At 36.5% G+C, this 25,761-nt stretch carries 26 protein-coding genes and 4 tRNA genes; 29 read left to right on the top strand and 1 reads right to left on the bottom strand.

Going from position 1 to position 25,761, the window contains the following annotated elements:
* The first annotated feature begins 23 nt into the window (after positions 1-23).
* From mnmG to spo0J, 5 genes are all read left to right on the top strand, one after another.
* On the top strand, positions 24-1,913 hold the full coding sequence (gene mnmG / locus RCJ96_RS20880; protein WP_000541033.1) for a tRNA uridine-5-carboxymethylaminomethyl(34) synthesis enzyme MnmG: 1,890 nt from the start codon (positions 24-26) through the stop codon (positions 1,911-1,913).
* Between the two features lie 21 nt (positions 1,914-1,934).
* Entirely contained in the window at positions 1,935-2,654 is a 720-nt protein-coding gene (gene rsmG, locus RCJ96_RS20875; RefSeq protein ID WP_416503961.1) for a 16S rRNA (guanine(527)-N(7))-methyltransferase RsmG, read from the top strand.
* A gap of 104 nt (positions 2,655-2,758) precedes the next feature.
* Complete coding sequence (gene noc / locus RCJ96_RS20870) at positions 2,759-3,631, top strand: nucleoid occlusion protein (protein WP_000799029.1); 873 nt, start codon at positions 2,759-2,761, stop codon at positions 3,629-3,631.
* Positions 3,632-3,820: 189 nt separating this feature from the next.
* The gene (soj, locus tag RCJ96_RS20865; protein ID WP_000516114.1) at positions 3,821-4,582 is read left to right on the top strand and encodes a sporulation initiation inhibitor protein Soj; all 762 of its coding nucleotides are present in this window, start codon (positions 3,821-3,823) and stop codon (positions 4,580-4,582) included.
* The gene (gene spo0J / locus RCJ96_RS20860) at positions 4,575-5,426 is read left to right on the top strand and encodes a stage 0 sporulation protein Spo0J (RefSeq protein WP_001051838.1); all 852 of its coding nucleotides are present in this window, start codon (positions 4,575-4,577) and stop codon (positions 5,424-5,426) included. The genes soj and spo0J overlap by 8 nt, the downstream gene beginning before the upstream one ends.
* A 20-nt stretch (positions 5,427-5,446) precedes the next feature.
* Here spo0J and yyaC read toward each other — a convergent pair whose 3' ends face one another.
* Entirely contained in the window at positions 5,447-6,043 is a 597-nt protein-coding gene (yyaC, locus tag RCJ96_RS20855) for a spore protease YyaC (protein ID WP_001020719.1), read from the bottom strand.
* Positions 6,044-6,302: 259 nt separating this feature from the next.
* On the opposite strand from yyaC, the gene RCJ96_RS20850 reads away from it, so the two are divergent.
* The 24 genes from RCJ96_RS20850 (at position 6,303) to RCJ96_RS20735 (ending at position 25,748) form a co-directional block, all read left to right on the top strand.
* On the top strand, positions 6,303-7,184 hold the full coding sequence (locus RCJ96_RS20850; protein ID WP_000382911.1) for a mechanosensitive ion channel family protein: 882 nt from the start codon (positions 6,303-6,305) through the stop codon (positions 7,182-7,184).
* A 20-nt stretch (positions 7,185-7,204) separates the two neighbouring features.
* On the top strand, positions 7,205-7,402 hold the full coding sequence (locus tag RCJ96_RS20845) for a DUF951 domain-containing protein (protein ID WP_000436051.1): 198 nt from the start codon (positions 7,205-7,207) through the stop codon (positions 7,400-7,402).
* Between the two features lie 115 nt (positions 7,403-7,517).
* Complete coding sequence (ychF, locus tag RCJ96_RS20840) at positions 7,518-8,618, top strand: redox-regulated ATPase YchF (RefSeq protein ID WP_000524669.1); 1,101 nt, start codon at positions 7,518-7,520, stop codon at positions 8,616-8,618.
* 191 nt (positions 8,619-8,809) lie between these two features.
* Positions 8,810-9,100 (top strand): 30S ribosomal protein S6, encoded by a 291-nt coding sequence (rpsF, locus tag RCJ96_RS20835; RefSeq protein ID WP_001233779.1) that lies wholly within the window; start codon positions 8,810-8,812, stop codon positions 9,098-9,100.
* 26 nt (positions 9,101-9,126) lie between these two features.
* Positions 9,127-9,648 carry a single-stranded DNA-binding protein gene (ssb, locus tag RCJ96_RS20830; protein ID WP_000981967.1) on the top strand — a complete coding sequence of 174 codons (522 nt, stop codon included), beginning with the start codon at positions 9,127-9,129 and terminating at the stop codon, positions 9,646-9,648.
* Positions 9,649-9,693: 45 nt separating this feature from the next.
* Positions 9,694-9,927, top strand: a complete 234-nt coding sequence (gene rpsR / locus RCJ96_RS20825; RefSeq protein WP_000918873.1) for a 30S ribosomal protein S18 — start codon at positions 9,694-9,696, stop codon at positions 9,925-9,927.
* A gap of 80 nt (positions 9,928-10,007) precedes the next feature.
* Positions 10,008-10,943, top strand: a complete 936-nt coding sequence (locus tag RCJ96_RS20820) for a YybS family protein (RefSeq protein WP_416503962.1) — start codon at positions 10,008-10,010, stop codon at positions 10,941-10,943.
* Between the two features lie 78 nt (positions 10,944-11,021).
* Positions 11,022-12,995 carry a DHH family phosphoesterase gene (locus tag RCJ96_RS20815; RefSeq protein WP_074609423.1) on the top strand — a complete coding sequence of 658 codons (1,974 nt, stop codon included), beginning with the start codon at positions 11,022-11,024 and terminating at the stop codon, positions 12,993-12,995.
* Positions 12,992-13,438, top strand: a complete 447-nt coding sequence (gene rplI / locus RCJ96_RS20810) for a 50S ribosomal protein L9 (protein ID WP_416503963.1) — start codon at positions 12,992-12,994, stop codon at positions 13,436-13,438. Before RCJ96_RS20815 ends, rplI begins: the two co-directional genes overlap by 4 nt.
* Positions 13,439-13,465: 27 nt before the next feature.
* A complete protein-coding gene (dnaB, locus tag RCJ96_RS20805; RefSeq protein ID WP_001286244.1) occupies positions 13,466-14,827 on the top strand; it encodes a replicative DNA helicase in 1,362 nt (453 codons plus the stop codon).
* Positions 14,828-15,042: 215 nt separating this feature from the next.
* Complete coding sequence (locus RCJ96_RS20800; RefSeq protein WP_000100223.1) at positions 15,043-16,332, top strand: adenylosuccinate synthase; 1,290 nt, start codon at positions 15,043-15,045, stop codon at positions 16,330-16,332.
* 140 nt (positions 16,333-16,472) lie between these two features.
* A tRNA-Lys gene (locus RCJ96_RS20795) sits at positions 16,473-16,548 on the top strand.
* Between the two features lie 14 nt (positions 16,549-16,562).
* Positions 16,563-16,634 (top strand) — tRNA-Glu (locus RCJ96_RS20790).
* Positions 16,635-16,656: 22 nt separating this feature from the next.
* Positions 16,657-16,732, top strand: a tRNA-Asp gene (locus RCJ96_RS20785).
* 41 nt (positions 16,733-16,773) lie between these two features.
* A tRNA-Phe gene (locus tag RCJ96_RS20780) sits at positions 16,774-16,846 on the top strand.
* Positions 16,847-17,249: 403 nt separating this feature from the next.
* Positions 17,250-17,957, top strand: coding sequence for a cell wall metabolism DNA-binding response regulator WalR (walR, locus tag RCJ96_RS20775; protein WP_000971872.1), 708 nt, complete (start codon positions 17,250-17,252; stop codon positions 17,955-17,957).
* Between the two features lie 3 nt (positions 17,958-17,960).
* Positions 17,961-19,802 (top strand): cell wall metabolism sensor histidine kinase WalK, encoded by a 1,842-nt coding sequence (gene walK / locus RCJ96_RS20770; RefSeq protein ID WP_000755380.1) that lies wholly within the window; start codon positions 17,961-17,963, stop codon positions 19,800-19,802.
* The gene (locus RCJ96_RS20765) at positions 19,799-21,115 is read left to right on the top strand and encodes a YycH family regulatory protein (protein WP_074609425.1); all 1,317 of its coding nucleotides are present in this window, start codon (positions 19,799-19,801) and stop codon (positions 21,113-21,115) included. Before walK ends, RCJ96_RS20765 begins: the two co-directional genes overlap by 4 nt.
* Complete coding sequence (locus tag RCJ96_RS20760) at positions 21,096-21,938, top strand: two-component system regulatory protein YycI (RefSeq protein ID WP_242304460.1); 843 nt, start codon at positions 21,096-21,098, stop codon at positions 21,936-21,938. Before RCJ96_RS20765 ends, RCJ96_RS20760 begins: the two co-directional genes overlap by 20 nt.
* Positions 21,922-22,716, top strand: coding sequence for an MBL fold metallo-hydrolase (locus RCJ96_RS20755; RefSeq protein ID WP_000522836.1), 795 nt, complete (start codon positions 21,922-21,924; stop codon positions 22,714-22,716). Before RCJ96_RS20760 ends, RCJ96_RS20755 begins: the two co-directional genes overlap by 17 nt.
* A gap of 63 nt (positions 22,717-22,779) precedes the next feature.
* Complete coding sequence (locus RCJ96_RS20750; RefSeq protein ID WP_000008052.1) at positions 22,780-23,955, top strand: S1C family serine protease; 1,176 nt, start codon at positions 22,780-22,782, stop codon at positions 23,953-23,955.
* 53 nt (positions 23,956-24,008) lie between these two features.
* Positions 24,009-24,194 (top strand): CxxH/CxxC protein, encoded by a 186-nt coding sequence (locus RCJ96_RS20745; RefSeq protein ID WP_001052827.1) that lies wholly within the window; start codon positions 24,009-24,011, stop codon positions 24,192-24,194.
* 59 nt (positions 24,195-24,253) lie between these two features.
* Entirely contained in the window at positions 24,254-24,733 is a 480-nt protein-coding gene (gene rlmH / locus RCJ96_RS20740; RefSeq protein ID WP_001027003.1) for a 23S rRNA (pseudouridine(1915)-N(3))-methyltransferase RlmH, read from the top strand.
* 136 nt (positions 24,734-24,869) lie between these two features.
* On the top strand, positions 24,870-25,748 hold the full coding sequence (locus RCJ96_RS20735; protein ID WP_000713636.1) for a radical SAM/SPASM domain-containing protein: 879 nt from the start codon (positions 24,870-24,872) through the stop codon (positions 25,746-25,748).
* Positions 25,749-25,761: the final 13 nt, after the last annotated feature.

The raw sequence follows: 25,761 nt of genomic DNA, 5'->3' as shown, positions 1-25,761 counted from the left end.
GAGATTATTAGGAGGAATAAACAATGGGATACAATGCCGGTTCATACGATGTCATAGTAATCGGTGCAGGTCATGCAGGATGTGAAGCTGGTCTTGCGGCAGCACGAATGGGCTCCAAAACATTAATGTTAACAATTAACTTAGATATGGTAGCGTTTATGCCATGTAACCCTTCTGTTGGTGGACCAGCAAAAGGGATTGTTGTTCGTGAAATTGATGCATTAGGCGGAGAAATGGGACGCAACATTGATAAAACGCATATTCAAATGCGTATGTTAAATACAGGTAAAGGGCCAGCTGTACGTGCACTTCGAGCACAAGCAGATAAGTTCTCTTACCAGCATGAATTAAAGAAAACAATTGAAGAAACACCAAACTTAACGTTGTTCCAAGGAATGGTAGAGCGTTTAATCGTTGAAGATGGCGAATGTAAAGGGGTAATTACGCAAGCTGGTGCTGAATATACAGCAAAAACAGTCGTAATTACGACTGGTACGTTTTTACGTGGTGAGATTATTATGGGAGATTTAAAATATTCGAGTGGTCCAAATAATCAACAACCATCTATTACGTTATCAGAACATTTAGAGGAGCTTGGATTTGATCTTGTTAGATTTAAAACAGGTACACCTCCGCGCGTAAATAGTAATACGATTGATTACAGTAAAACAGAAATTCAGCCAGGTGACGATAAGCCACGCGCTTTCTCTTTTGAAACGACAAAGTTTATTATGGATCAAATTCCATGTTGGTTAACGTATACAAGTACGGAAACACATCGTTTAATAGATGAAAACCTACATCGCTCAGCTATGTATTCTGGTATGATTAAGGGAACAGGTCCTAGATATTGTCCTTCAATTGAAGACAAAGTAGTAAGGTTTAATGATAAACCACGTCATCAAATTTTCTTAGAGCCAGAGGGACGTAACACACAAGAAGTGTACGTACAAGGTTTATCCACAAGCTTACCAGAAGACGTACAGCGTGATATGCTTAGAACAATCCCTGGTCTAGAAAATGTTGAAATGATGCGTACAGGTTATGCAATTGAATATGATGCAATTGTGCCAACGCAACTATGGCCAACACTTGAAACGAAAAAAATTAAAAATTTATATACAGCAGGACAAATTAACGGAACTTCTGGTTACGAAGAGGCGGCAGGACAAGGGCTTATGGCCGGAATTAATGCAGCATGTCGTTCTTTAGGTAAAAAAGAAGTTATTTTAGGTCGTGAGGATGCTTATATTGGTGTCTTAATTGATGATCTTGTAACGAAAGGGACGAATGAACCATATCGTTTATTAACGTCTCGTGCAGAGTATCGTCTATTATTACGCCATGATAATGCGGATCTTCGTTTAACTGAAATTGGTCATGAAATTGGATTAATTAAAGAAGAACGCTATGAGCGATTTACAAATAAAAAATTACAAATTGAACAGGAAAAGGAACGTTTAAGTAGCATTATTATTAAGCCACGTCCTGAAGTTCAAGAATTAATTCGCAATATTGGTGGAAGTGAATTGAAAGATGGAATACGTGCAAGTGACCTATTACGTCGTCCAGAGATGACATATGAGCATATCCATCTTTTAGTACCAAGTGAAGTAGAATTAAGTGATGAAGTTACAGAACAAGTTGAAATTCAGATTAAGTACGAAGGATATATCGAAAAATCTTTACAGCAAGTAGAGCGTATGAAGAAGATGGAAAGTAAAAAAATTCCTGTCGATATTGATTATGATGCGATTTCTAGCCTTGCATCAGAAGCTAGACAGAAATTGAAAGATGTTCGTCCACTTTCAGTGGGGCAAGCTTCACGTATATCGGGCGTAAATCCAGCAGACATTTCCATTTTACTTGTGTATATTGAACAAGGAAAAATTGCGCGAGTATCGAACCAATAAATAGTAAGGAGATATTGTTATATGAACATAGAACAATTTCAATCTATGCTAGAAGAGAAGGGTATCACCCTCTCTTCTAGACAGTTAGAGCAGTTCGAAATCTACTTCGAAACATTAGTAGAATGGAATGAAAAAATGAATTTAACGGCTATTACGGAAAAAGAGGAAGTATATTTAAAACACTTTTTTGATTCCATTACAGCTGCTTTTTATTACGATTTTTCAAAACCATTCTCAATTTGTGATGTTGGCGCAGGAGCTGGATTCCCAAGTATTCCTTTAAAAATCTGTTTGCCGCATTTAAAAGTGACGATTGTAGACTCATTGCAAAAACGTATTAATTTCTTAAATCATTTAGCACAAAAGTTGGAATTGAGTGACGTCGCGTTTTGTCATGATCGTGCTGAAACATTTGGAAAAAAAGAAGGTGTACGTGAAGCGTACGACATTGTAATGGCACGTGCAGTCGCACGTCTTTCAGTATTAAGTGAGCTGTGTTTACCACTTGTAAAAGTTGGGGGAACATTCATTGCAATGAAAGGTGCTGCAGCAAACGAAGAAATTGAAAATGGCAAGTATGCTTTAGAGGTGCTAGGCGGGGATCTAAAAGAAATGTCTACGTTCCAATTACCGTTTGAAGAAAGTGAACGTAATATTTTATTAATCGAGAAAAAGCGCAAGACACCAAAGAAATATCCACGCAAACCGGGAACACCCAATAAATTACCTATTGAAAAATAAATCTTATTAGACGTAAGATTAAATTATATAAATGAAAACGTAAATGTTTCAAAGGAAACATTTTATGGAGAATAGTCAATAGGCCTAAAGGTGGTGGAATATGTATGAAAAATACGTTTTCTCGTTTATTTGGCTTTGGAGATAAAGAGAGCGAATTCGAATTACAAGACGAAAGCCATGAAGAAATAGATAAAAAGGTATATGAAGAAATACAAGAAATTCCGATAGTAAATATTACCCCTAACCGTTATCAACCACGAACAGTTTTTGATGACGCGCGTATTGAGGAACTAGCATTAACGATTCGTACACACGGACTTATTCAGCCAATTGTTGTGAGGCAATATGAGGATGAGAAGTACGAGATTATTGCTGGAGAAAGGCGTTTCCGTGCAGCAACAAAGTTAGGGTGGGAAAAGGTTCCTGCAATTATAAAAAACTTAAATGATACAGAAACAGCTTCTGTGGCTTTAATTGAAAACTTGCAACGTGAGGAACTAACAGCAATCGAGGAAGCTGTGGCATATCAAAAGCTAATTGAGTTACATAATTTAACGCAAGAAGCATTGGCACAAAGACTCGGAAAAGGACAATCCACAATCGCAAATAAGTTGCGATTGTTAAAGTTGCCTGAAGAAATAAAAAATGCGTTATTAGAAAAAAGTATTACAGAACGCCATGCCCGTGCGCTCATCCCTTTAAAGAATGAGGAATTACAACTGAAGGTTTTACAGGAAATTGTGGAGAAACAACTGAATGTAAAGCAAACAGAGGAACGAATTGCGAAATTACTAGAGGAAGCAAAACCGAAGCGTAAGGCAAAGCAAAAAGCAGTAAGTCGAGATACGAGAATTGCCATGAATACAATTAGGCAGTCATTACAAATGGTTGCTGACAGTGGTTTAAATGTTAATTCTGAGGAAGAAGAGTTTGACGAGTACTATCAAATTACAATTCAAATTCCGAAGAAAAAATAATAATGGTGTGTTAGAGACCTGATCCTATTGGATAGGTCTCTTTTACTATATTTTCTTGTTAGATCAAGAAGGAGTTTACAAATAAATTTTGAAGTTTAATAAGGACGTAAAAGAAAAACTTTTATTTCATGTTACAATAAACATAATTGTTACTAGAATAAGATAGAAAGGTTGAAAGTAGGTGACATCATGGGAAAAATCATTGCTATAGCCAATCAAAAGGGTGGCGTTGGAAAAACAACAACATCTGTTAATTTAGGGGCTGGATTGGCACAAGTAGGTAAAAAGGTCCTTCTTGTAGATATTGATGCTCAAGGAAATGCAACGACGGGTGTGGGAATTGAAAAATCCGAATTAGATCAATGTATTTACAATGTTCTTGTGGAAGATGCAGATGTTCAAGGGGTTATACAGAAAACCGCAACTGAAAACTTAGATGTTCTACCCGCTACAATTCAATTAGCAGGTGCTGAAATTGAATTGGTACCGACTATTTCCCGGGAAGTACGTTTGCAAAGGGCATTACAGCCAGTTCGTGATGAATATGATTATATTATTATCGACTGTCCCCCGTCCTTAGGGTTATTAACGATTAATGCATTAACTGCAGCAGATTCTGTTATTATTCCTGTTCAATGCGAATATTACGCACTAGAAGGGTTAAGTCAGCTATTAAATACAGTTCGACTTGTGCAAAAGCACTTAAATAAAAATCTAGCAATTCAAGGCGTATTGCTAACAATGTTAGATGCCCGTACAAATTTAGGGATTCAGGTTATAGATGAAGTGAAAAAATACTTTAGAGATAAAGTATACCGTTCGATTATCCCTCGTAATGTTCGTTTGAGTGAAGCACCAAGTCATGGGAAACCAATTATGCAGTATGACGCTAAATCAAGAGGGGCAGAAGTATATATAGATTTAGCAGAGGAAGTGATTGCAGGTGGCTAAAGGATTAGGAAGAGGAATCAATGTGTTTTTTCCTGATTTAGATGTGAAAGAAGAAGAGACAATTCAGGAGATTACGATAACTGAATTAAGACCGAATCCATATCAACCACGTAAACACTTTAATAAAGAGGCGATTCAGGAATTATCGGCCTCTATTAAAGAGCACGGCATATTACAACCATTAATTGCTAGAAAGAGTATTAAAGGATATGAAATTGTTGCAGGTGAAAGAAGATATCGTGCTGCTAAAGAGGCGGGGCTCGAAAAAGTACCTGCCGTTGTAAGACAATTAAATGAGCAGCAAATGATGGAGTTTGCATTGCTTGAAAACTTACAACGAGAAGATTTAAATCCAATGGAAGAAGCAATGGCATATCAAATGTTAATGAATGAGCTAAATGTGACGCAAGAACAATTAGCAAAACGTCTTGGTAAGAGTAGACCTTACATTGCAAACTATACGCGATTATTAAGCCTCCCTTCTTTTGTGCAAGATATGATTGCAAACGGTCAACTTTCAATGGCTCATGGGAGAACTTTACTTACGATAAAAGATGAAGAGCAGTTGAAATCTTTACTGAAACGAATTGAAAAAGAAGGATTAAATGTTCGTCAATTAGAGAAAATTGTTCAGGAGATTAATCAACGCGTTTCACGTGAAACAAAACAAGTAAAAAAAGAGAGAAACATATTTTTCGTAGAACGCGAAACGTTCTTAAGAGAAAAGTTTGGCACAGAGGTAAAAATTAAAGAAACAAAAAAGGAAAAAGGTAAAATCGAAATTGAATTTTTCAATAAAGAAGATTTAAATCGTATTTTAGAATTATTAGCGCAGCAAAACTAAAAAGCAAACCATCTTATTATTTATAGATGGTTTGCTTTTTTTAATACAGATAATTTTTGGTCTGTTTCTTTTATGCTTTGTGCAATTACATCAGCCATTTTCATAACTAAACTTAATCTTGTATTTTGCAGGACGAAAAACTCCATAAAACCATTTAGATTTACGATGCCATGAATATGTAAATCACCAACTGCTGGTAATTTCTTGTTCATAGCAGCTCCGGGTTTACTAGGTCCCATTCCGGTAGTGATGGAACCGATACTTTGAGACTTTCCTAAACAGGCATCAACCGCAATTATAAATGAAGTAGGATTATCTTTCTGTATATTCTGAATTTTTTCTTCTAAGTTTAGCGCATGTACTGGATCATCTAGTGTGCCGAACACTTGGAAGTTTGTAATTTCTACTTGTTCTAGTTTCGTACCGACTAACGGACCGAGTGCATCTCCTGTGGAACGATCTGTTCCGATACAAACGAGAATGATTGGTATATGAGTTTTAATAGGGATATGGGAAAGTAAGAAGTTACTAATTGTCTCGGAGGCTTCTAAATCTTGGTGCATAACATTTTGAGTTTCTTTTTCGAAAAAAGGTAAGCGAAAACTTCCAATATTCATGAAGCACCCATCCTTTTAATAAATTTTCAAAATATGTTATATGGTGAGTAAAATGGAAAACTATAAGTGCGTACTTGCTGTAAAATTTAAGTGAGAACGGAAATAATAGTACTAGTATATATATATTTGTTCCATTTTATACCTGCATGGAGGTTAACAAATGGAATTAAAGTCATAAAATTTTTTCAGCAATTAGGAGACTTCTGATACAATAAGAAAGATAATTAAAAAGAAATTTTGGCTGGAGAGGTAGAGGTACATGGATGTATTAACGAAGTGGTTTAATGCTACGAAACAGTATTTACTAGATGCTGATCGTTGGGCTCATATTGGAATTGCGACATTAAAAATATGTATCATTTTAACAATTGGTGCAATTGTAGTGCGAATTGCAAGGGCGGTTGTACGAAATGCGTTTCGTATGGGAAGTCGTTCTCCAATTCAAATTTCAGAACGTCGTACAGTTACAGTAGCGAAGTTACTTGAAAATATTGTGGCATACGTTGTTATGTTCATTATGTTAATTGCGATTTTAGGTGTGTTTAATATTAATGCATCAGGTTTATTAGCCGGTGCTGGGGTAATTGGTTTAGCAGTCGGATTTGGTGCTCAAAGTTTAGTGAAAGATGTTATTACAGGGTTATTTATCTTGTTAGAAGATCAATTTTCAGTTGGTGACTATGTGAAAATTGGTCAGTTTGAAGGTGTCGTTTTAGAAATTGGACTTCGTACAACGAAAGTGAAAAGTTGGACAGGTGAAATTCATACTTTACCAAACGGAAGTATCGTTCAGGTTACCAACTATTCAGTTAGTAATAGTGTAGCATTTGTTGACGTATCTATTTCGTATGAGGCTGATATAGCAAAAGCAGAGCAAGTCATTGAAGAATTATTAGAAGAATTACCTGCACAATATGAGCAAATGGTAACAACGCCTCAGTTATTAGGCGTGCAAACATTAGCTGCATCAGAAGTTATATTACGTGTTATTGCAGAAGTAGAGCCGATGCAACATGCAGTTATTGCAAGGGCACTTCGTAAAGAAATTAAAAATCGTCTAGATTTACATGGTATTGAAATTCCATATCCACGTATGGTTTTATATAATCGTGAAGAGTTAGTGAGTGGAAAAGCAATTTAATATGGAGAGGGGTTTGGAGAATGGAGCAAAAGCAATATAACTTGTACGATGTTGTGGAAATGAAGAAAGCCCACCCATGTGGGGAGAATCGTTGGAAGATTATTCGTATGGGAATGGATATCCGCATTAAGTGCGAGGGATGTGACCATTCAGTAATGATTCCTCGAAGAGAGTTTGATCGTAAGGTGAAAAAAATACTTGTGAAGCACGAAGAATAGAGAGAAAGTAACAGTTACAGTGGGTAGCTGTTACTTTTTTTCGTTTGGAGGAAACTTGTCATTTTTTTCGTTACTATCTATAATGATGAAAGATTGAGACATAGGAGTGAAAAATATGGGATTAACGGCTGGGATTGTTGGATTACCTAACGTAGGGAAGTCCACTTTATTTAATGCAATTACACAAGCAGGAGCAGAATCTGCAAATTATCCATTCTGTACAATTGATCCAAACGTAGGAATTGTAGAAGTACCAGATGAGCGTTTAAATAAATTAACGGAATTAGTAGAACCGAAAAAAACTGTTCCGACTGTATTTGAGTTTACTGATATTGCAGGTATCGTAAAAGGTGCGAGTAAAGGTGAAGGTTTAGGAAATAAATTCTTATCTCACATTCGCCAGGTAGATGCAATTTGCCAAGTTGTTCGTTGTTTTGAAGACGAAAATATTACGCACGTTTCAGGTAAAGTAGACCCAATTGATGATATTGAAACAATCAACTTAGAGCTAATCTTAGCAGACTTAGAATCTGTTGATAAACGTATCGAACGTGTTGCGAAATTAGCAAGACAAAAGGATAAAGAAGCAGTATATGAGCATGAAATTTTAGTGCGTTTAAAAGAAGCCTTTGAAGAGGGTAAACCAGCTCGTACTGTTGAATTTACAGAAGAGCAAATGAAGATTGTGAAAGGTCTTCATTTACTGACAACGAAAGAAATGTTATACGTAGCAAACGTAAGCGAGGACGATGTTATCGATCCTTCTGAAAACAAATACGTACAAATGGTAAAAGAATTTGCTGCAAATGAAAATTCTCAAGTAATCGTTGTATGTGCAAAAATCGAATCAGAAATTGCTGAGCTAGACGAGGAAGAGAAAAAAGTCTTCCTTGAAGAACTGGGCATTGAGGAATCTGGTTTAGATCAATTAATTCGTGCTGCATATGATTTATTAGGACTTGCTACTTACTTCACAGCAGGTGTGCAAGAAGTACGTGCATGGACGTTCAAACAAGGTATGAAAGCACCACAATGTGCCGGCGTAATTCATACAGACTTTGAGCGTGGATTTATTCGTGCAGAAACAGTTTCTTACGAAGACTTAATGACAAACGGTTCTATGACAGCTGCAAAAGAAGCTGGTAAAGTTCGTTTAGAAGGAAAAGAGTATATCGTAAAAGACGGAGACGTTATGCATTTCCGTTTCAACGTTTAATTTAATATTTCCTAGGAAAAATAAAGATATGAACTTGGCAAATATATTATATGTTTGCCAAGTTTTTTATGTATGGGTGAGTTGATTCATCTAACTTACTATGATATAATCTAAACTCGTGAGTAATTACTATAAATTAATTGCTCCTTGCCCATTACGGGCCGTTTAGACCAAAAGGAGGTGAAAGTGTAATGAGAAAGTACGAAATTATGTACATCATTCGTCCTGGCGTTGAAGAAGAAGCTCAAAAAGCTTTAGTTGAACGTTTTGCAGGTGTTTTAACAAACAATGGTGCAGAAATCATTAACACGAAAGAGTGGGGTAAGCGTCGTTTAGCTTACGAAATCAACGACTTACGTGAAGGTTTCTACATGATCTTAAACGTGAATGCTAACGCAGAAGCGATTAACGAATTCGATCGTTTAGCTAAGATCAACGAAGATATCCTTCGTCATATCGTTGTTAAAGAAGAAGAAAAATAATTGATATATAAGGGAGAGTGGTTCGATTGATGAATCGTGTTATCCTCGTTGGTCGTTTAACTAAGGACCCTGACTTACGTTACACGCCCAATGGTGTTGCAGTAGCTACTTTTACGTTAGCTGTGAATCGCGCATTTGCGAATCAACAAGGTGAGCGTGAAGCTGACTTTATTAATTGTGTAATATGGCGTAAACAAGCAGAAAACGTAGCAAATTATTTGAAAAAAGGTAGCTTAGCAGGCGTAGATGGGCGTCTTCAAACTCGTAATTACGAGGGACAAGATGGTAAACGTGTATATGTAACAGAAGTTCTTGCGGAAAGCGTACAATTTTTAGAGCCGCGTAATGGCGGTGGGGAGCAACGTGGTTCATTTAATCAGCAACCATCAGGAGCTGGTTTCGGTAACCAAAGCTCTAACCCATTTGGTCAATCTAGTAATTCAGGCAACCAAGGTAACCAAGGAAACTCTGGATTTACGAAGAATGACGATCCATTTTCAAATGTAGGTCAACCGATCGACATTTCCGACGACGATTTACCGTTCTAATACAGTAAATTTGTTAGTTTTAACAAAGAATGGAGGGAAATAGACATGGCAGGACGCAAAGGTGGACGTGCGAAACGTCGTAAGGTGTGTTTCTTCACAGCTAACGGCATCACTCGCATCGATTATAAAGATGTTGATTTATTAAAACGTTTCGTTTCTGAGCGTGGTAAAATTTTACCTCGTCGTGTAACAGGAACAAGCGCAAAATACCAACGCAAACTTACAGTTGCAATTAAACGTGCTCGTCAAATGGCACTTTTACCATATGTTGGTGAATAATAGCGTATGAAATGCACAGTAGAGTCGGACTCTACTGTGCATTTTGCTATGCTTTTCTTTTTTGAAAGAGAGGTTAAAATGTGAAGCAAGCGAGATTTATTACTGAAGGAGCCGCGTTGTTAGCTATATATGTAATGTTATTGTTTATATCTATGTATGTTCCGATTTTAGGTACAGTTGTAACGTTTGCGTTGCCGTTGCCATTTATATTGTTAACGATAAGATATAAATTATCGAATGCATTTGTAATTTTTACGACTGCATTTTTAATTACTGTTTTTGTAAGTCAGCCGATAGGTCTAGTAAAGACGGTCGTATTTGGGTTGATGGGTATTATTTTAGGGTGCATGTATAAAAAACAAAGAAAGCCATTGGAGATTTTAATAACCGGTTCACTTGCATACTTAATCAGTATTATGCTCATTTATGTTGCCAGTATAAAGTTTTTTAACATAGATTTTATAAAGCAAATACAAAATATGTTTAATAAAAGCGTAGTGCAAAGTGAAAAGATAGCAAGTGTTGCTGGTATGCCGATTAGTAAAGAGCAAAAAGAGTTATTTGTACAAATGAATGATATATTACAAGCGGTATTCCCGAGTATACTTGTGATGGTTTCTGTATGTCTTTCTTGGATTACCATAATAATATCAGGTAGTGCTTTAAGAAAGCTAAAGCATGATGTTATACCTTGGCCTAAGTTCAAAGATATACAATTACCAAAGAGTATTGTTTGGTATTACGTTATATTTATTTTGCTATCAACTTTTATAAAAGTAGAACCGACATCATATTTACATATGGTATTTTCTAACCTATATGTCATATTTGCTTTACTACTAGTGCTGCAAGGTTTGACGTTTATCGCTTTTCTGGCGCATAGCAAAGGTTTTACGAAAGGGGTTCCTATTATTAGTTTTATTGCCTGCATGTTTATTCCGATGCTGTTTCCTCTTGTGTCAATCTTAGGTATAATTGATTTAGGGATTTCATTACGTTCTAAAATAGGAGGATAAAGTAATATTCCTTATACTATTTTAATCTGTTTAACTAACTGGAAGATAAGTTAGTTTTACTTTATAGGAGTTGTATACATGCCTGAATTTTATAAGAAACAGTGGTTTTTATATCCTGTTTATGTATTGGCATTTTTTGTGTTTGTGCTCATTTCAATCCTCTGTTATTTTCATTTACTAATGGGGATAGTCTCCTTTTTTATTTTTTGTATCGTCCTTTTTGTTGTTGTACGATTTGAACTTACTTTCCAAAAGAATTTTGAAAAACATACGACAGATATGATTACAAGGGTAAAGAAAGTGAGTAATGAGGCATTTAACCAGATGCCGATTGGTATTTTGTTATACAATAAGGATTATGGGATTGATTGGGCAAATCCTTATTTATCTTCATGTCTGGGGCAGCATGCATTAGCTGGATGGCACCTTTATGATGTATCAGAAACGTTACTTCTTTTTATTAAGGGAGAAACATCCGATGATATAGTCTCTTTAAATAATCGAAAGTTTCGTGTCTTTGTAAGGAAAGAAGAAAAGTTAATTTATTTCTTTGATGTAACAGAACAAACAGAGATCGAAAAGATGTACGAGGATCAACGTACTGTTTTAGCTGTCATTTATTTAGATAATTATGATGAAGTTACACAAGGATTAGATGATCAATTACGTACGAATATAACAAGTCTTGTGACATCCCGTCTAAATGAATGGGCCGTTAAGTATGGGGCATATTTAAAACGTGCATCTTCGGAAAGATTCTTCGTTGTACTAAATGAAAGTATTTTGGCGCAGATGGAGAAAGGGAAATTTAGTATTTTAGACCAAGTACGTGAAGAAACATCCAAAAGGAATATACCACTTACATTAAGTGTAGGTGTTGGATCAGGTGATTTACCTTTATCCGAGCTTGGGGCGATGGCTCAATCAGGTCTAGACCTTGCGCTTGGGCGTGGTGGAGATCAAGTAGCTATTAAACAAGCGACAGGTAAAGTTAAGTTTTATGGTGGTAAGACAAATCCGGTGGAAAAACGTACTCGTGTACGTGCCAGAGTGATTTCGCATGCATTAAAGGATTTAGTATTAGAAAGTAGCAATGTCATTATAATGGGGCATAGGGCTCCTGATATGGACGCAATTGGTGCTGCGATTGGTATTTTAAAGGTAGCGCAATTAAATGAGCGCAAAGGATATATTGTGCTCGATGAAAATGATTCTGATAAGGGAATTAAGCGTTTAATGGATAAAGTGAAACAAAATGAAGAGTTATGGTCTCACTTTATTACACCAGAACAAGCGATGGAATTTGCAAATGATGATTCCTTACTTGTTGTTGTTGATACGCATAAACCTTCAATGGTGATGGAAGAAAAGCTGTTACGCAAAATTGAAAATGTAGTTGTTATTGACCATCATCGCCGAGGAGAAGATTTTATTGAAGATCCGTTGCTTGTTTACATGGAGCCATATGCTTCTTCTACGGCAGAGCTTGTTACGGAATTACTTGAATACCAACCGAAAAGTTTGAAAATGACAATGTTAGAAGCAACAGCATTATTAGCAGGTATTATTGTTGATACGAAAAGCTTTACATTCCGGACAGGTGCTCGTACGTTTGATGCTGCTTCTTATTTACGCTCACACGGTGCAGATACTGTACTTGTACAAGAGCTTTTAAAAGAAGATATGGATCAGTATTTACGGGTTGCAAAAGCTATTAAAAATGCGTACATTTATACAAATGGAATTGCGATTGCAAAAGTTGATAGCGATGATTACTACGATCAAGTGCTTATTGCGCAATCAGCGGACACATTATTAACAATGACAGGAATTATTGCATCATTTGTTATTGCAAAACGTGGCGAGAATTTCATTGGAATTAGCGGCAGGTCTTTAGGTGAAGTGAATGTGCAGCTAATTATGGAAAACTTAGGTGGTGGCGGGCATTTAACGAATGCAGCCACACAAATGAAAAATGTTACAGTAGATGAAGCTGAGGAGAAGCTTCGATTTGTTATTGATGACTATTTACAGGGAGGCACACAATCATGAAAGTAATTTTTCTAAAAGACGTAAAAGGTAAAGGGAAAAAAGGAGAAGTAAAAAAAGTACCAGATGGTTATGCAAATAACTTCTTACTAAAACAAGGATTAGCTGCTGAAGCGACGAATAGCAGTATGAAAACTTTAGAAGCTCAAAAGCGCAAAGAAGAAAAAGATGCAGCAGCAGAGCTTGAAAATGCAAAACAATTAAAAGAAACGTTAGAGAAATTAACTGTAGAATTAAAGGCTAAATCTGGAGAAGGCGGCCGTCTATTCGGTTCAATCACAAGTAAACAAATCGTAGATGCAATGCAAAAATCTCACAATATTAAACTTGATAAGCGTAAATTTGAAATGGATGATGCAATTCGTGCATTAGGCTATACAAACGTTACTGTGAAATTGCATCCGCAAGTAACAGCAACAGTAAAAGTTCATGTTAGTGAACAATAAAACTAAGTTAAGCAAGGAGGATTGCGTATGAGTGATGTAATGGCTGATCGTACCCCTCCGCATAATATAGAAGCTGAGCAGGCAGTCTTAGGTGCTATATTGATTGATCAGGATGCGTTAACATCGGCATCGGAACTATTAGTACCTGACTCATTTTATCGAACGAAACATCAAAAGATTTTTGAAGTCATGCTTGGGCTATCTGATAAGGGGGAGCCAATTGACTTAGTAATGATGACGTCAGCAATGGCTGATCAAGGATTACTAGAAGAAGTTGGTGGGGTTTCTTACTTAGCAGAATTAGCAGAAGTTGTTCCGACTGCTGCTAACGTAGAGTATTATGCAAGAATCATCGCTGAAAAAGCACTGTTACGTCGTTTAATTCGAACGGCGACTCATATTGTGTCTGATGGATATGAGAGAGAAGATGATGTGGATGGTCTTTTAAATGAGGCTGAGAAAAAAATATTAGAAGTATCTCATCAGACCAATGCGAAAGCATTCCAAAATATTAAAGACGTTCTTGTAGATGCTTACGATAAAATCGAACTTTTGCATAATCAAAAAGGTGAAGTGACCGGGATACCGACTGGATTTACTGAATTAGATAAGATGACGGCAGGGTTCCAGCGAAATGATTTAATCATCGTGGCGGCACGTCCGTCGGTAGGTAAAACGGCATTTTCATTAAATATCGCACAAAACGTAGCGACGAAAACGGATGAAAATGTAGCGATTTTTAGTCTAGAGATGGGTGCTGATCAGCTTGTTATGCGTATGCTTTGTGCAGAAGGGAATATTGATGCACAAAGACTTCGTACCGGATCGTTAACTTCTGATGATTGGGCGAAATTAACGATGGCAATGGGTAGCCTTTCTAATGCTGGTATTTATATTGATGATACGCCGGGGATTAAAGTAAATGAGATTCGAGCAAAATGTCGTAGATTAAAACAAGAACAGGGTCTTGGTATGATCTTGATTGACTACTTACAGCTTATTCAAGGAAGTGGGAAATCAGGGGAGAACCGTCAGCAGGAAGTATCTGAGATTTCTCGTACACTAAAAGGGATTGCGCGTGAATTACAAGTTCCTGTTATTGCCTTGTCACAGTTATCTCGTGGTGTAGAATCTCGTCAAGATAAACGTCCGATGATGTCTGATATTCGTGAATCGGGAAGTATCGAGCAGGATGCCGATATCGTAGCCTTCCTATATCGTGAAGATTACTATGACCGAGAAACGGAAAATAAAAATACGATTGAAATTATTATTGCAAAGCAGCGTAATGGTCCAGTAGGCTCAGTAGAGCTCGCATTCGTTAAAGAGTTCAATAAGTTCGTTAACTTAGAACGTCGTTTCGAAGATGGACATGCGCCGCCGGCATAACGATAGTATAAAAAAGAAACGCATTTCTTATAATAAGATGTGTTTCTTTTTTTTTATAGAAAAGATAAGGCTTTCATAGTGTGAAAATATAATTCTTACGAACGAAAAAGTTTTTTGATAAAAAAATGTTCGCTTTTTGATTGACTTCTTTTTCGGTTTTGGTACAATTATATTGTTTGAATAGATCGTTTGAAAATTGCGGAGGTGCTTTAATAATGTCTTCAGTAGTAGTTGTAGGAACACAATGGGGCGACGAAGGAAAAGGTAAAATCACTGATTTTCTTTCTGAGCATGCGGAAGTAGTTGCAAGATATCAAGGTGGAAATAACGCAGGACATACAATCGTTTTTGGCGGAGTTAAATATAAATTACACTTAATTCCATCTGGTATTTTCTATAAAGAGAAAATTTGTGTAATCGGAAACGGCTTAGTAGTAGATCCGAAAGCATTACTTGAAGAGTTAAAATACTTACACGATCGTGGTGTAAGTACGGATAATTTACGTGTAAGTAACCGTGCGCACGTTATTTTGCCTTATCACTTAAAACAAGATGAGTTAGAAGAAGCAAGTAAAGGTGATAACAAGATCGGTACAACGAAAAAAGGTATCGGTCCTGCATATATGGACAAAGCTGCTCGTATCGGTATTCGTATGGCTGATCTTTTAGACCGTGAAGCATTTAAAGAGAAGCTTGAGCAAAATTTAGCACAAAAAAATCGTTTATTTGAAAAAATGTACGATACAGAAGGTTTCAGTGTAGACGAAATCTTCGAAGAGTACTTCGAGTACGGACAGCAAATCGCACAATATGTATGTGATACGTCTGTTGTATTAAATGATGCATTAGATAATAATCACCGTGTATTATTTGAAGGTGCACAAGGTGTTATGCTTGATATCGACCACGGTACGTATCCGTTCGTTACATCTTCTAACCCAATTGCTGGTGGTGTAACAGTTGGAACTGGAGTTGGCCCTGCAAAAGTTACTCGCGTTGTAGGTGTATGTAAAGCATATACAAGCCGCGTAGGTGATGGTCCATTCCCTACTGAGCTTCATGACGAAATTGGTCATCAAATTCGTGAAGTTGGTCGTGAGTATGGAACGACAACTGGTCGTCCACGCCGCGTAGGTTGGTTCGATAGTGTTGTTGTAAGACATGCACGTCGTGTTAGTGGTTTAACAGATCTATCATTAAACTCTATCGACGTTCTAACTGGTATTCCAACACTTAAAATTTGTGTTGCTTACAAATGCGATGGAAAAGTTATCGATGAAGTTCCAGCAAACTTAAACATTTTAGCGAAATGTGAGCCTGTATACGAAGAGCTTCCAGGTTGGACAGAAGATATTACTGGTGTAAGATCATTAGATGAGCTTCCTGAAAATGCACGAAAATACGTAGAACGTGTTTCTGAGTTAACAGGAATTCAATTATCTATGTTCTCAGTTGGACCAGATCGTAACCAAACAAATATTGTTCGTAACGTATACGAAGCTTAATTGATATTTTTGAGAAAAACTCATGTCCGCATGAGTTTTTTCTTATCTTTTATAAAAAAATAAAAAAAGGTATTGCAAAATATAAATAAAACATGTTATGATACATCTTGTCGTCACGAAAATATGACGTTGGTGAGTATGAGCCATTAGCTCAGTTGGTAGAGCATCTGACTTTTAATCAGAGGGTCGAAGGTTCGAGTCCTTCATGGCTCACCATTTTATTTTTTCGTGGCCCGTTGGTCAAGTGGTTAAGACACCGCCCTTTCACGGCGGTAACACGGGTTCGAATCCCGTACGGGTCATGTTTTTTTTATGTTCATTTTTGGTCCCGTGGTGTAGTGGTTAACATGCCTGCCTGTCACGCAGGAGATCGCCGGTTCGACCCCGGTCGGGACCGCCACTTTTGTTTATACCACCATTAGTGGTTTTATATATAGTTTTGGCTCGGTAGCTCAGTCGGTAGAGCAGAGGACTGAAAATCCTCGTGTCGGCGGTTCGATTCCGTCCCGAGCCACTCTCAGGATATTAAGTGGGCCCACTTAATATCCTTTTTATTTGTGTAATTTTACAAAATTGAGTAGTTATTTTAAAATAGAATGAGGAGCCTCTAGCAGTTGAAGCTAGAGGTTTTTCTATAGATCGTATAGGATTCCGTGTAAAAGTGGATTATACATGAGTCTGTGAGAATAGAGTAGAAATTACTTAAGCAAAAGATGCGGTCATATAGGGACATACTATGTAGACATCAATGTGTTTAAGGATATTGACCATATTTTTACCCTGTTATTTACCGGGCAGTAAGACCCCCACCTTAAAATTCAGCGAAAGCAAAGAAGTTAGGTGGGAAGCGAGCTGCCCGTAAAAGCCCGATTGGTGAGGGCTGATTAAAGTTTCACTTTATAAGGAGGAAATAGACGATGATGGGAAAGAAAATTTTAGTAGTTGATGATGAAAAGCCGATTGCAGATATTTTGAAGTTCAACCTAGAAAAAGAAGGTTTTGAAATTGTAATGGCGCACGATGGTGATGAAGCAATTGAAAAAGCGACTGAAGAACAGCCAGATATGGTTTTATTAGATATTATGCTACCAGGTAAGGATGGCTTAGAGGTTTGCCGTGAAATACGTAAAAGCTCAGAAATGCCGATTATTATGCTTACAGCGAAGGATTCTGAAATTGATAAAGTATTAGGTTTGGAGCTTGGCGCAGATGATTATGTAACGAAGCCATTTAGTACGAGGGAATTACTTGCTCGCGTGAAGGCGAATTTACGTCGCCATCAGCAAGGTGGTGCGGCAGAAAAAGAAGAAAATACGGAAATGGTTATTGGACCAATTGTTATCAATCCAAATGCGTATAGTGTAACAAAACGTGAGGAAAATATTGAGCTTACACACCGTGAATTTGAGCTATTACATTATTTAGCAAAACATTTAGGACAAGTTATGACACGTGAACATTTATTGCAAACAGTTTGGGGTTATGATTATTTTGGAGATGTACGTACAGTGGATGTAACAGTACGTCGTCTACGTGAAAAAATTGAAGATAATCCAAGTCATCCTACATTAATTGTCACTAGACGTGGAGTAGGGTATTACTTGCGTGACCCAGAGCAGGAATAGTATATGAAGAAAGTCGGTTTTTTTCAATCTATTCATTTAAAATTTGTACTTATATATATGCTATTAATATTGATAGCTATGCAAGTTATTGGGGTATATTTCGTAAGAGAGTTAGAAAAGAGTCTTGTACAAGGTTTTAGAGATTCTTTAACGCAACAAACGAACTTATTATCGTATAACTTGAAACAAGAGTTTAAAAAAAGTTATACAAAAGCAGAGACAGAATCAACAGGTGAAACGATTAAAACTTCCATTCGAAAATTTGCCTCTGATCGAAAGAAGGATATTCAAGAGGTAAGTGTATTTGATGCGAATAGAAAGCTGCTCGCTATTTCAGATGAGTCAAAACAAAACAAGGTAAATAGAACGTCAACTGATATAGCTGTTCAGCGGGTATTGGTACAAAAAAAACCAGAAGTGAAAATTGAGAAGGATGGTCGTACAGGTCACCGTGTACAAGTTATGATTACTCCTATTATGGATGATAACAACAAAGATGCACTTGGTGCTATTTACGTTGTTGCATCCATGGAAGATGTTTATAAGCAGATGAAGGATATTAATCAAATCTTTGCGACCGGAACCGTTATTGCATTACTCGTAACAGCTGTACTTGGAATTTTGTTAGCTCAAACGATTACGAGACCAATCTCTGATATGCGAAGACAAGCAATTGAAATGGCAAAAGGAAACTATTCAAGAAAAGTAAAAGTGCATAGCCATGATGAAATTGGACAATTAGCATTATCTTTCAATAATTTATCAAAAAAATTACAACAAGCTCGTTCTTCAACAGAAAGTGAAAGACGTAAATTGTCATCCGTATTATCACATATGACAGATGGAGTAATTGCTACTGACCGAAAAGGGGACATTATTTTATTAAATGATCCTGCGGAAAAGATGCTAAATGTTTCGCGTGAAACGGCGCTCGATCAATCTGTTTTAGAAGTATTGGGAATACAAGAAGAATTTACGCTCGATCATTTATACGAAGAGCCGGATTCTGTTTTATTAGATTTTAGTACGAGAAATGAGCCATATATTTTACGCGCTAGTTTCTCTGTTATTCAAAAAGAGACAGGGAAAGCAAATGGTTTAATTGCCGTATTATATGATGTGACTGAGCAGGAGCGTATAGAAAGAGAACGCCGCGAGTTTGTAGCAAACGTCTCTCATGAATTAAGAACGCCATTAACGACAATGCGCAGTTACTTAGAGGCACTTACAGACGGTGCGTGGCAAGATCCAAATATTGCACCACAGTTTTTAACAGTTACACAAGAAGAAACAGAAAGAATGATTAGACTTGTAAATGCGTTATTGCAACTATCTAAACTCGATAGTACAGAACATCGTTTAATGAAAGAATGGGTCGACTTTACTGACTTCTTTAATAACATTATTGATCGTTTTGAAATGTCTAAAGAGCAAAACGTAAGCTTCAAACGATCTTTCTCTAAAAAATCTCGATTTATTGATATGGATACGGATAAAATTACGCAAGTATTGTATAACATTATTTCGAATGCATTAAAGTATTCACCAGAAGGTGGAACAGTAACATATCGTTTACGTGATCGCGGAGAATTATTGGAGATTAGTGTAAGTGATCAAGGAATGGGTATTCCGAAAGAAAACGTCGATAAAATCTTTGAACGTTTTTATCGCGTAGATAAAGCACGTTCAAGACAAATGGGCGGTACAGGACTTGGATTAGCAATTGCGAAAGAAATGATTGAGGCACATGGTGGCTCGATTTGGGCAAAGAGTGAGGAAGGAAAAGGGACAACGATTTATTTCACATTGCCTATGGCAGCAGATGAAGAGGACGAATGGGAATGAGTATGGAGAATGTTAAAACGATAGTTTTAATTAATTTAGTTGTAATTAGTCTATTTCTTACTTTTAACTTATGGACGTATGTGCCAGATTCCACATCTATGCAAAACGCAAAATTTGTACAGGGGAATGAGGGAAATACTCAAACGAAAATCGCTGATGTTGTCCGCCCTACTTCTATCATTGTGCATAAAGATAAAAATCATTACGGGAGCAAAAGAGAGGGAGATATAGAATCAATCTATAGAACTTTGGAAGCAGGGGAATTACATGAGTTCAAAGAGATATCGATTGCTAAGGCTGACTTCCTTTCTTATGTGCATGGTGAAGGGAAAATTGAACTTATTTTCCCTACCAACATCCCATTTGATGCAGTTAAATCTATGTTTAGTATGAAAGAAAAGAGTATAGATAAGCCTAAACACTTTAATCGAATTATTCTTGACCCTTCTAGAAGTAGGGATCAAGAAATTAAAATTAATTTTGTTTCCGATGGTGATAACTCTAGAATATATGAAGCAAAATTAAGTGGTGTGTATTTAAAAGATATTGTAAATGCACAAAATCAATTTATAGTATCAGCGAAACCTTATTTTGACTATCAAATTAATGATATGAAAAAGCTATTTTTACCAGATGGAACGACAGAATTAAGTAATATAACATATATTTCATCTAATTTGGCGGTTGATACATTTAAGAATGCTCTTTTTAGTGACCCACGTTATTTAAGCCCGATTACCGAGCAATCGAAAGAAATATTTACAGATGGTATTAGGTCTATGGAGATTGAAAATGATCAGCATATGCTAAAGTATAAAAATTCTTCTGTTTTAAGTGAGAAAAAGCCAGATAATTTAATGCTTTTACAAAAAAGTTTTGATTTTGTAAATGGTCACAGTGGAAGCTTGGATTCATATCGTTTGGACTATATGAATAAAGGACAGACAGTCTTCCGCTTACAGGAAGATGGATATCCCGTATTTAATACAGATGGGTTAGCTGAATTGAGACAAGTATGGGGATCAGAAGAAGTAATGGAATATGAAAGATCGTTGCTGTCTTTGAATACGAAAGGTATCGAACAGAAGGTTACTCTCCCATCAGGTCACGTTGTAATAGCATCCTTAGAAAATAATGCGGCTGTAGATAAAAGATTCATTAAGGACATTGGGATTGGATACAAATTATCACTAGATGGGCAAGTAGCGCGACTACAGCCGATTTGGTATGTAAAGTTTGTTGAAGATGAAGCTGGCAAACAAAAAATATATGAGTGGAGTGAGGGAGGACTAAATGGATTGGGATCGGATTAAAACCATATTTATTGTGACCTTTTTTGTTTTGGATCTCTTTCTCATTTTTCAATTCATTCAAAAGCAAGATAGTAATCAATTGGAGCTTATTGCAGAAACAAAGATAGATCAAGAATTAAAAGCAAACAAAATTACTATGGGTAATTTCCCTAAAGAACCGAAAAAAGAGTCATTTATTAGGGCTGAAAACAAGGCATTTAAAGAAGAAGATGTACAGGCTTTAAAAAATCAAACGGCGCATATACAAAATATTTACAAAATAGAAAGTAAGCTAAAAGAGCCCTTTTTAAATACAAAATCTTTATCCAAAGATAAGTATAATGATTTTTTGAAGAACTATGTATTAGATGGACAAAAGTATGAGTTTGGAGCGATGAAAGACTCTAAAATTTACTTCTTCCAAAGATATAAAGATAAGCCTATTTTCTATAACGAGCAGGCAATGATTGTTGTGGAACTAAATGAAAAAAATGAACTTGTGTCGTACACACAGACGATGCTAACAGATTTAAAAGAAATGGGCGAAAGTGAAAAAACGAAACAGCAAGAAATTATTACTGCCCAAACTGCTTTAGAAAATCTGTATTTAAAAAATAAAATTCATGGGAATACACATGTAAAAGAAGCGCAAATTGGTTATGCCAACCTTACCGCATCTACTTCTAATAACCAAGTACTTGCTCCAACGTGGAATTTAAAAACGGAGCAGAAGCAGGACTTCTTTGTAAATGCAATTGAAGGACAAGTTATGGAATTAGGTGAAAAGGAAAATCAAGTGGTTGATGAACATACTGGAGTGAGAAAGAATGGGGTTGCATTTTAGTGTACTTGCAAGTGGAAGTACAGGGAATATGCTATATGTAGGAACAGATGAAAAGAAGTTACTTGTCGATGCAGGTTTAAGTGGTAAAGCAACAGAGGCTTTATTTAAACAGGCAGAATTAAATATAAATGATGTATCGGGTATTCTTGTAACACATGAACATAGTGACCATATTAAAGGCTTAGGTGTATTGGCACGTAAATATGATTTACCTGTTTATGCAAATGAGAAAACATGGAATGCAATGGAACACTTAATAGGAAATATCCCAACTGAGCAAAAGTTTATTTTCTCAGTTGGGGATGTAAAAACATTCGGTGATATTGAGGTCGAGTCATTTGGAGTTTCACATGATGCGGCAGAGCCAATGTTCTATGCTTTTCATAACAATAATAGAAAGCTAGCTCTTATTACAGATACAGGATACGTGAGTGACCGTATGAAAGGTGTTATTAAGGGGGCTAATGCTTTCGTGTTTGAAAGTAATCATGACGTGGAAATGCTTCGTATGGGACGTTATCCATGGAGTATTAAACGACGTATTTTAAGCGATGTGGGGCACGTTTGTAATGAAGATGCTGCATTAGCAATGGCGGATGTAATTACAGATGAGACAAAGCATATTTATTTAGCCCATTTGAGTTTAGATAATAACATGAAAGAACTAGCACGTATGTCGGTATCACAAGTATTAGAGGAAAAGGGATTTGGAGTGGGAGAAGCTTTTGAAATTCACGATACAGATCCAAAAATGCCTACAAAAATTCAATACGTATAATTCTCCATTTTAGTAAACAATAAAGGTGAATATAGTTGTTTTCAGGAAGATAGGTGAACAAATATGTCCTTTATTGATGGAGAAAATTATCGTATGAAACGTGCAAGGAAAAAGAAGCATAAAGGTATTGTTATTTCTAGCATAGCAGGAACAATTGTAGGAGCTTCGTTATTTGCATTTGGAGCTCCCTTATTTTCAAATGATGCGGACGCGTTTCCGCAAGCTGAAGCAAGTGGAAGTAATATGGCCGAAGCTCAAGGAATTAAACAGATTAGCTTTGTGGATGCTGTTGATCGTGCGTCTGAAGCTGTTGTTGGAGTTATTAATATTCAACGAGATAATTTTTCAGAGGCAGATTCAGAAGCAGGTACGGGATCAGGTGTAATTTATAAGAAGACAGATGGTCAAGCTTACATTGTAACGAATAATCATGTTGTTGCTGGAGCAAATCGTATTGAAGTAAGTTTAAGTGATGGTAAGAAGGTTCCTGGAAAGGTATTAGGAACCGATGTGGTCACAGATTTGGCTGTACTAGAGATAGATGCAAAGCATGTGAAAAAAGTAATTGAGATTGGCGATTCTAATACTGTTCGTAGAGGAGAACCAGTCATTGCGATTGGAAACCCGCTCGGGCTCCAATTTTCTGGAACTGTCACACAAGGTATTATTTCAGCTAATGAGCGTATTGTCCCTGTAGATTTAGATCAAGATGGACATTATGATTGGCAAGTAGAAGTATTGCAAACAGACGCAGCAATTAATCCGGGTAATAGTGGTGGTGCGCTTGTAAATGCAGCAGGTCAATTAATTGGTATTAACTCAATGAAAATTGCTGCAAAAGAAGTAGAAGGAATTGGTCTAGCTATTCCAGTGACTAGAGCTGTTCCAATTATGAATGAATTAGAGAAGTACGGAAAAGTAAGAAGACCGTATGTTGGAATTGAACTGAGATCATTAAATGAGATTCCAAACTACTATTGGTCAAAAACATTGCATTTACCAGGCAATGTAACAGAGGGAGTTTGCATTTTAGATGTGAAAAGTCCTTCGCCAGGCACAGATGCTGGTTTACGAGAACACGATGTAATTGTAGCAGTAGATGGAAAACCGGTTCGTGATATTATCGGATTCCGTACGGCCTTATATGATAAAAAAATTAATGATAAAATGACTCTTACGTTTTATCGTGGTACGAAACGAGCAACAACAACGGTTAAACTAGGCATTCAAAAGTATTAAAAACAGGAGGGCCTACCTCCTGTTTTCTATTGTAGAAAAGTGAGGTGAAGAATATGAATTTACCTTGTTGTTTAGAACATGTTGAATTAGCGTTAGATATTATTGTGGATGAGTGTGAAGTAGCGCCAGTTATTAACAATGTGGATAACTCAGAAAAAGAGAAAAAAACATGTGAATTTTGTCAAAATGAGGCGACATATGTTGTATCGAACACAGATTCTCACACAATATGTGGGTAACAATTGTGGATATGTGGATAAGTTATGTGGATAACATGTTTGTAAGGTGGGGAATACGTGTGAATATCTCGATTATTTCAATTGGGAAATTAAAAGAAAAATATTTAAAACAAGGTATAGCAGAATACTTAAAACGATTATCTGCATACGCAAAAGTAGAAGTAATTGAATTGCCAGATGAAAAGGCACCAGAAAATTTAAGTGAAGCAGAAATGCTAATTGTAAAAGAAAAAGAAGGTATACGTATACTAGATAAAATTTCTGATGATACGCATGTCATTGCGTTAGCGATAGAAGGAAAGCAAAAATCATCAGAAGAATTTGCAGTAAGCTTAGATCGTCTTGCTACATATGGAAAAAGTAAAGTTGCCTTCGTGATTGGTGGATCACTTGGACTAAGTTCAGAAGTAATGAAGCGTTCAAATGAATCTCTTTCTTTTTCAAAGATGACGTTACCACATCAATTAATGCGATTAGTGTTACTTGAGCAAGTGTATAGAGCGTTTCGTATTAATCGTGGGGAACCGTATCATAAATAGTAATAGTACATTCAAACGGCTACAGATGTGGCCGTTTTCTATATTTCCTAAAATAAGTATGTTTCTATTTCTAAAAAAGTATGCTGTAATATGAAGAGGAAAAAGTATAAGTAGTCATAGAAGTGAGGAGTTAAAGGTGAAGAAGTTTAAGAAATTTTACTTGGAGATTACGAGTGTATGTAATCTTGCGTGCAGCTTTTGTCCGCCGACGGAAAGACAGAAGCAATTCATTTCTGTGGAGGATTTTGCAAAAAGGTTAGACCAAATTAAACCACACACAGACTACATTTATTTGCACGTGAAGGGTGAGCCGTTGCTGCACCCAAAAATAGATCAATTGTTAGATTTAAGCCATGAAAAAGGGTTTAAAGTTAATATTACAACGAACGGAACGTTAATTAATAAGAGAAGGCATAGATTGTTAAATAAGCCTGCTTTAAGACAAATGAATTTTTCACTGCATAGTTTTGATGGGCACCCAGGTTCACAAGACAAAGAGGGGTATGTAAGAAGTATACTTTCCTTCATTAGAGAGGCGACAAGTCAATCGGATTTAATCGTTTCACTTAGATTATGGAACCTAACGCAGGATAATAAAACAAATGCTGAAATCCAGAAGAATAGAGAGTTATTATCTATCATTGAAAATGAGTTTAATTTATCTTATCAAATTGAAGAGAAGCTTACACCAGGAAAAGGTATAAAAATTGCGGAACGTGTCTTTATTAATCAAGACTATGAATTCCAGTGGCCAGCATTGCATGAAGAAGAGGATGATGGAAAAGGATTCTGTCACGGCCTTCGAAATCAAGCTGGTATTTTAGCGAATGGAACGGTTATTCCTTGTTGTTTAGATGGTGAAGGCATTATTAACCTTGGAAATATTAATAATGATTCATTTTCTAACATTATAGAAGGCGAAAGAGCAACAAACATTGTCGATGGATTTTCGAGAAGAGTTGCAGTTGAAGAGCTATGCAGAAAATGTGGATACCGTAAAAGATTTGGAAAATAAGTATGAAATAAGC

It is taken from the genome of Bacillus sp. BSL6, assembly GCF_052928345.1.
This window is presented reverse-complemented; position numbering and strand designations above follow the sequence as displayed.

Bases quoted from the DNA above. Each gene is read 5' to 3' on its own strand.
- RCJ96_RS20765 (WP_074609425.1), top strand. From the start codon at position 19,799: ATGAGTATGGAGAATGTTAAAACGATAGTTTTAATTAATTTAGTTGTA.
- ychF (WP_000524669.1), top strand. From the start codon at position 7,518: ATGGGATTAACGGCTGGGATTGTTGGATTACCTAACGTAGGGAAGTCC.
- rplI (WP_416503963.1), top strand. From the start codon at position 12,992: ATGAAAGTAATTTTTCTAAAAGACGTAAAAGGTAAAGGGAAAAAAGGA.
- RCJ96_RS20850 (WP_000382911.1), top strand. From the start codon at position 6,303: ATGGATGTATTAACGAAGTGGTTTAATGCTACGAAACAGTATTTACTA.
- dnaB (WP_001286244.1), top strand. From the start codon at position 13,466: ATGAGTGATGTAATGGCTGATCGTACCCCTCCGCATAATATAGAAGCT.
- RCJ96_RS20760 (WP_242304460.1), top strand. From the start codon at position 21,096: ATGGATTGGGATCGGATTAAAACCATATTTATTGTGACCTTTTTTGTT.
- noc (WP_000799029.1), top strand. From the start codon at position 2,759: ATGAAAAATACGTTTTCTCGTTTATTTGGCTTTGGAGATAAAGAGAGC.
- rpsR (WP_000918873.1), top strand. From the start codon at position 9,694: ATGGCAGGACGCAAAGGTGGACGTGCGAAACGTCGTAAGGTGTGTTTC.
- walR (WP_000971872.1), top strand. From the start codon at position 17,250: ATGATGGGAAAGAAAATTTTAGTAGTTGATGATGAAAAGCCGATTGCA.
- RCJ96_RS20745 (WP_001052827.1), top strand. From the start codon at position 24,009: ATGAATTTACCTTGTTGTTTAGAACATGTTGAATTAGCGTTAGATATT.
- RCJ96_RS20815 (WP_074609423.1), top strand. From the start codon at position 11,022: ATGCCTGAATTTTATAAGAAACAGTGGTTTTTATATCCTGTTTATGTA.
- RCJ96_RS20800 (WP_000100223.1), top strand. From the start codon at position 15,043: ATGTCTTCAGTAGTAGTTGTAGGAACACAATGGGGCGACGAAGGAAAA.
- walK (WP_000755380.1), top strand. From the start codon at position 17,961: ATGAAGAAAGTCGGTTTTTTTCAATCTATTCATTTAAAATTTGTACTT.
- rsmG (WP_416503961.1), top strand. From the start codon at position 1,935: ATGAACATAGAACAATTTCAATCTATGCTAGAAGAGAAGGGTATCACC.
- yyaC (WP_001020719.1), bottom strand. From the start codon at position 6,043: ATGAATATTGGAAGTTTTCGCTTACCTTTTTTCGAAAAAGAAACTCAA.
- mnmG (WP_000541033.1), top strand. From the start codon at position 24: ATGGGATACAATGCCGGTTCATACGATGTCATAGTAATCGGTGCAGGT.
- soj (WP_000516114.1), top strand. From the start codon at position 3,821: ATGGGAAAAATCATTGCTATAGCCAATCAAAAGGGTGGCGTTGGAAAA.
- RCJ96_RS20750 (WP_000008052.1), top strand. From the start codon at position 22,780: ATGTCCTTTATTGATGGAGAAAATTATCGTATGAAACGTGCAAGGAAA.
- RCJ96_RS20755 (WP_000522836.1), top strand. From the start codon at position 21,922: ATGGGGTTGCATTTTAGTGTACTTGCAAGTGGAAGTACAGGGAATATG.
- RCJ96_RS20845 (WP_000436051.1), top strand. From the start codon at position 7,205: ATGGAGCAAAAGCAATATAACTTGTACGATGTTGTGGAAATGAAGAAA.
- rpsF (WP_001233779.1), top strand. From the start codon at position 8,810: ATGAGAAAGTACGAAATTATGTACATCATTCGTCCTGGCGTTGAAGAA.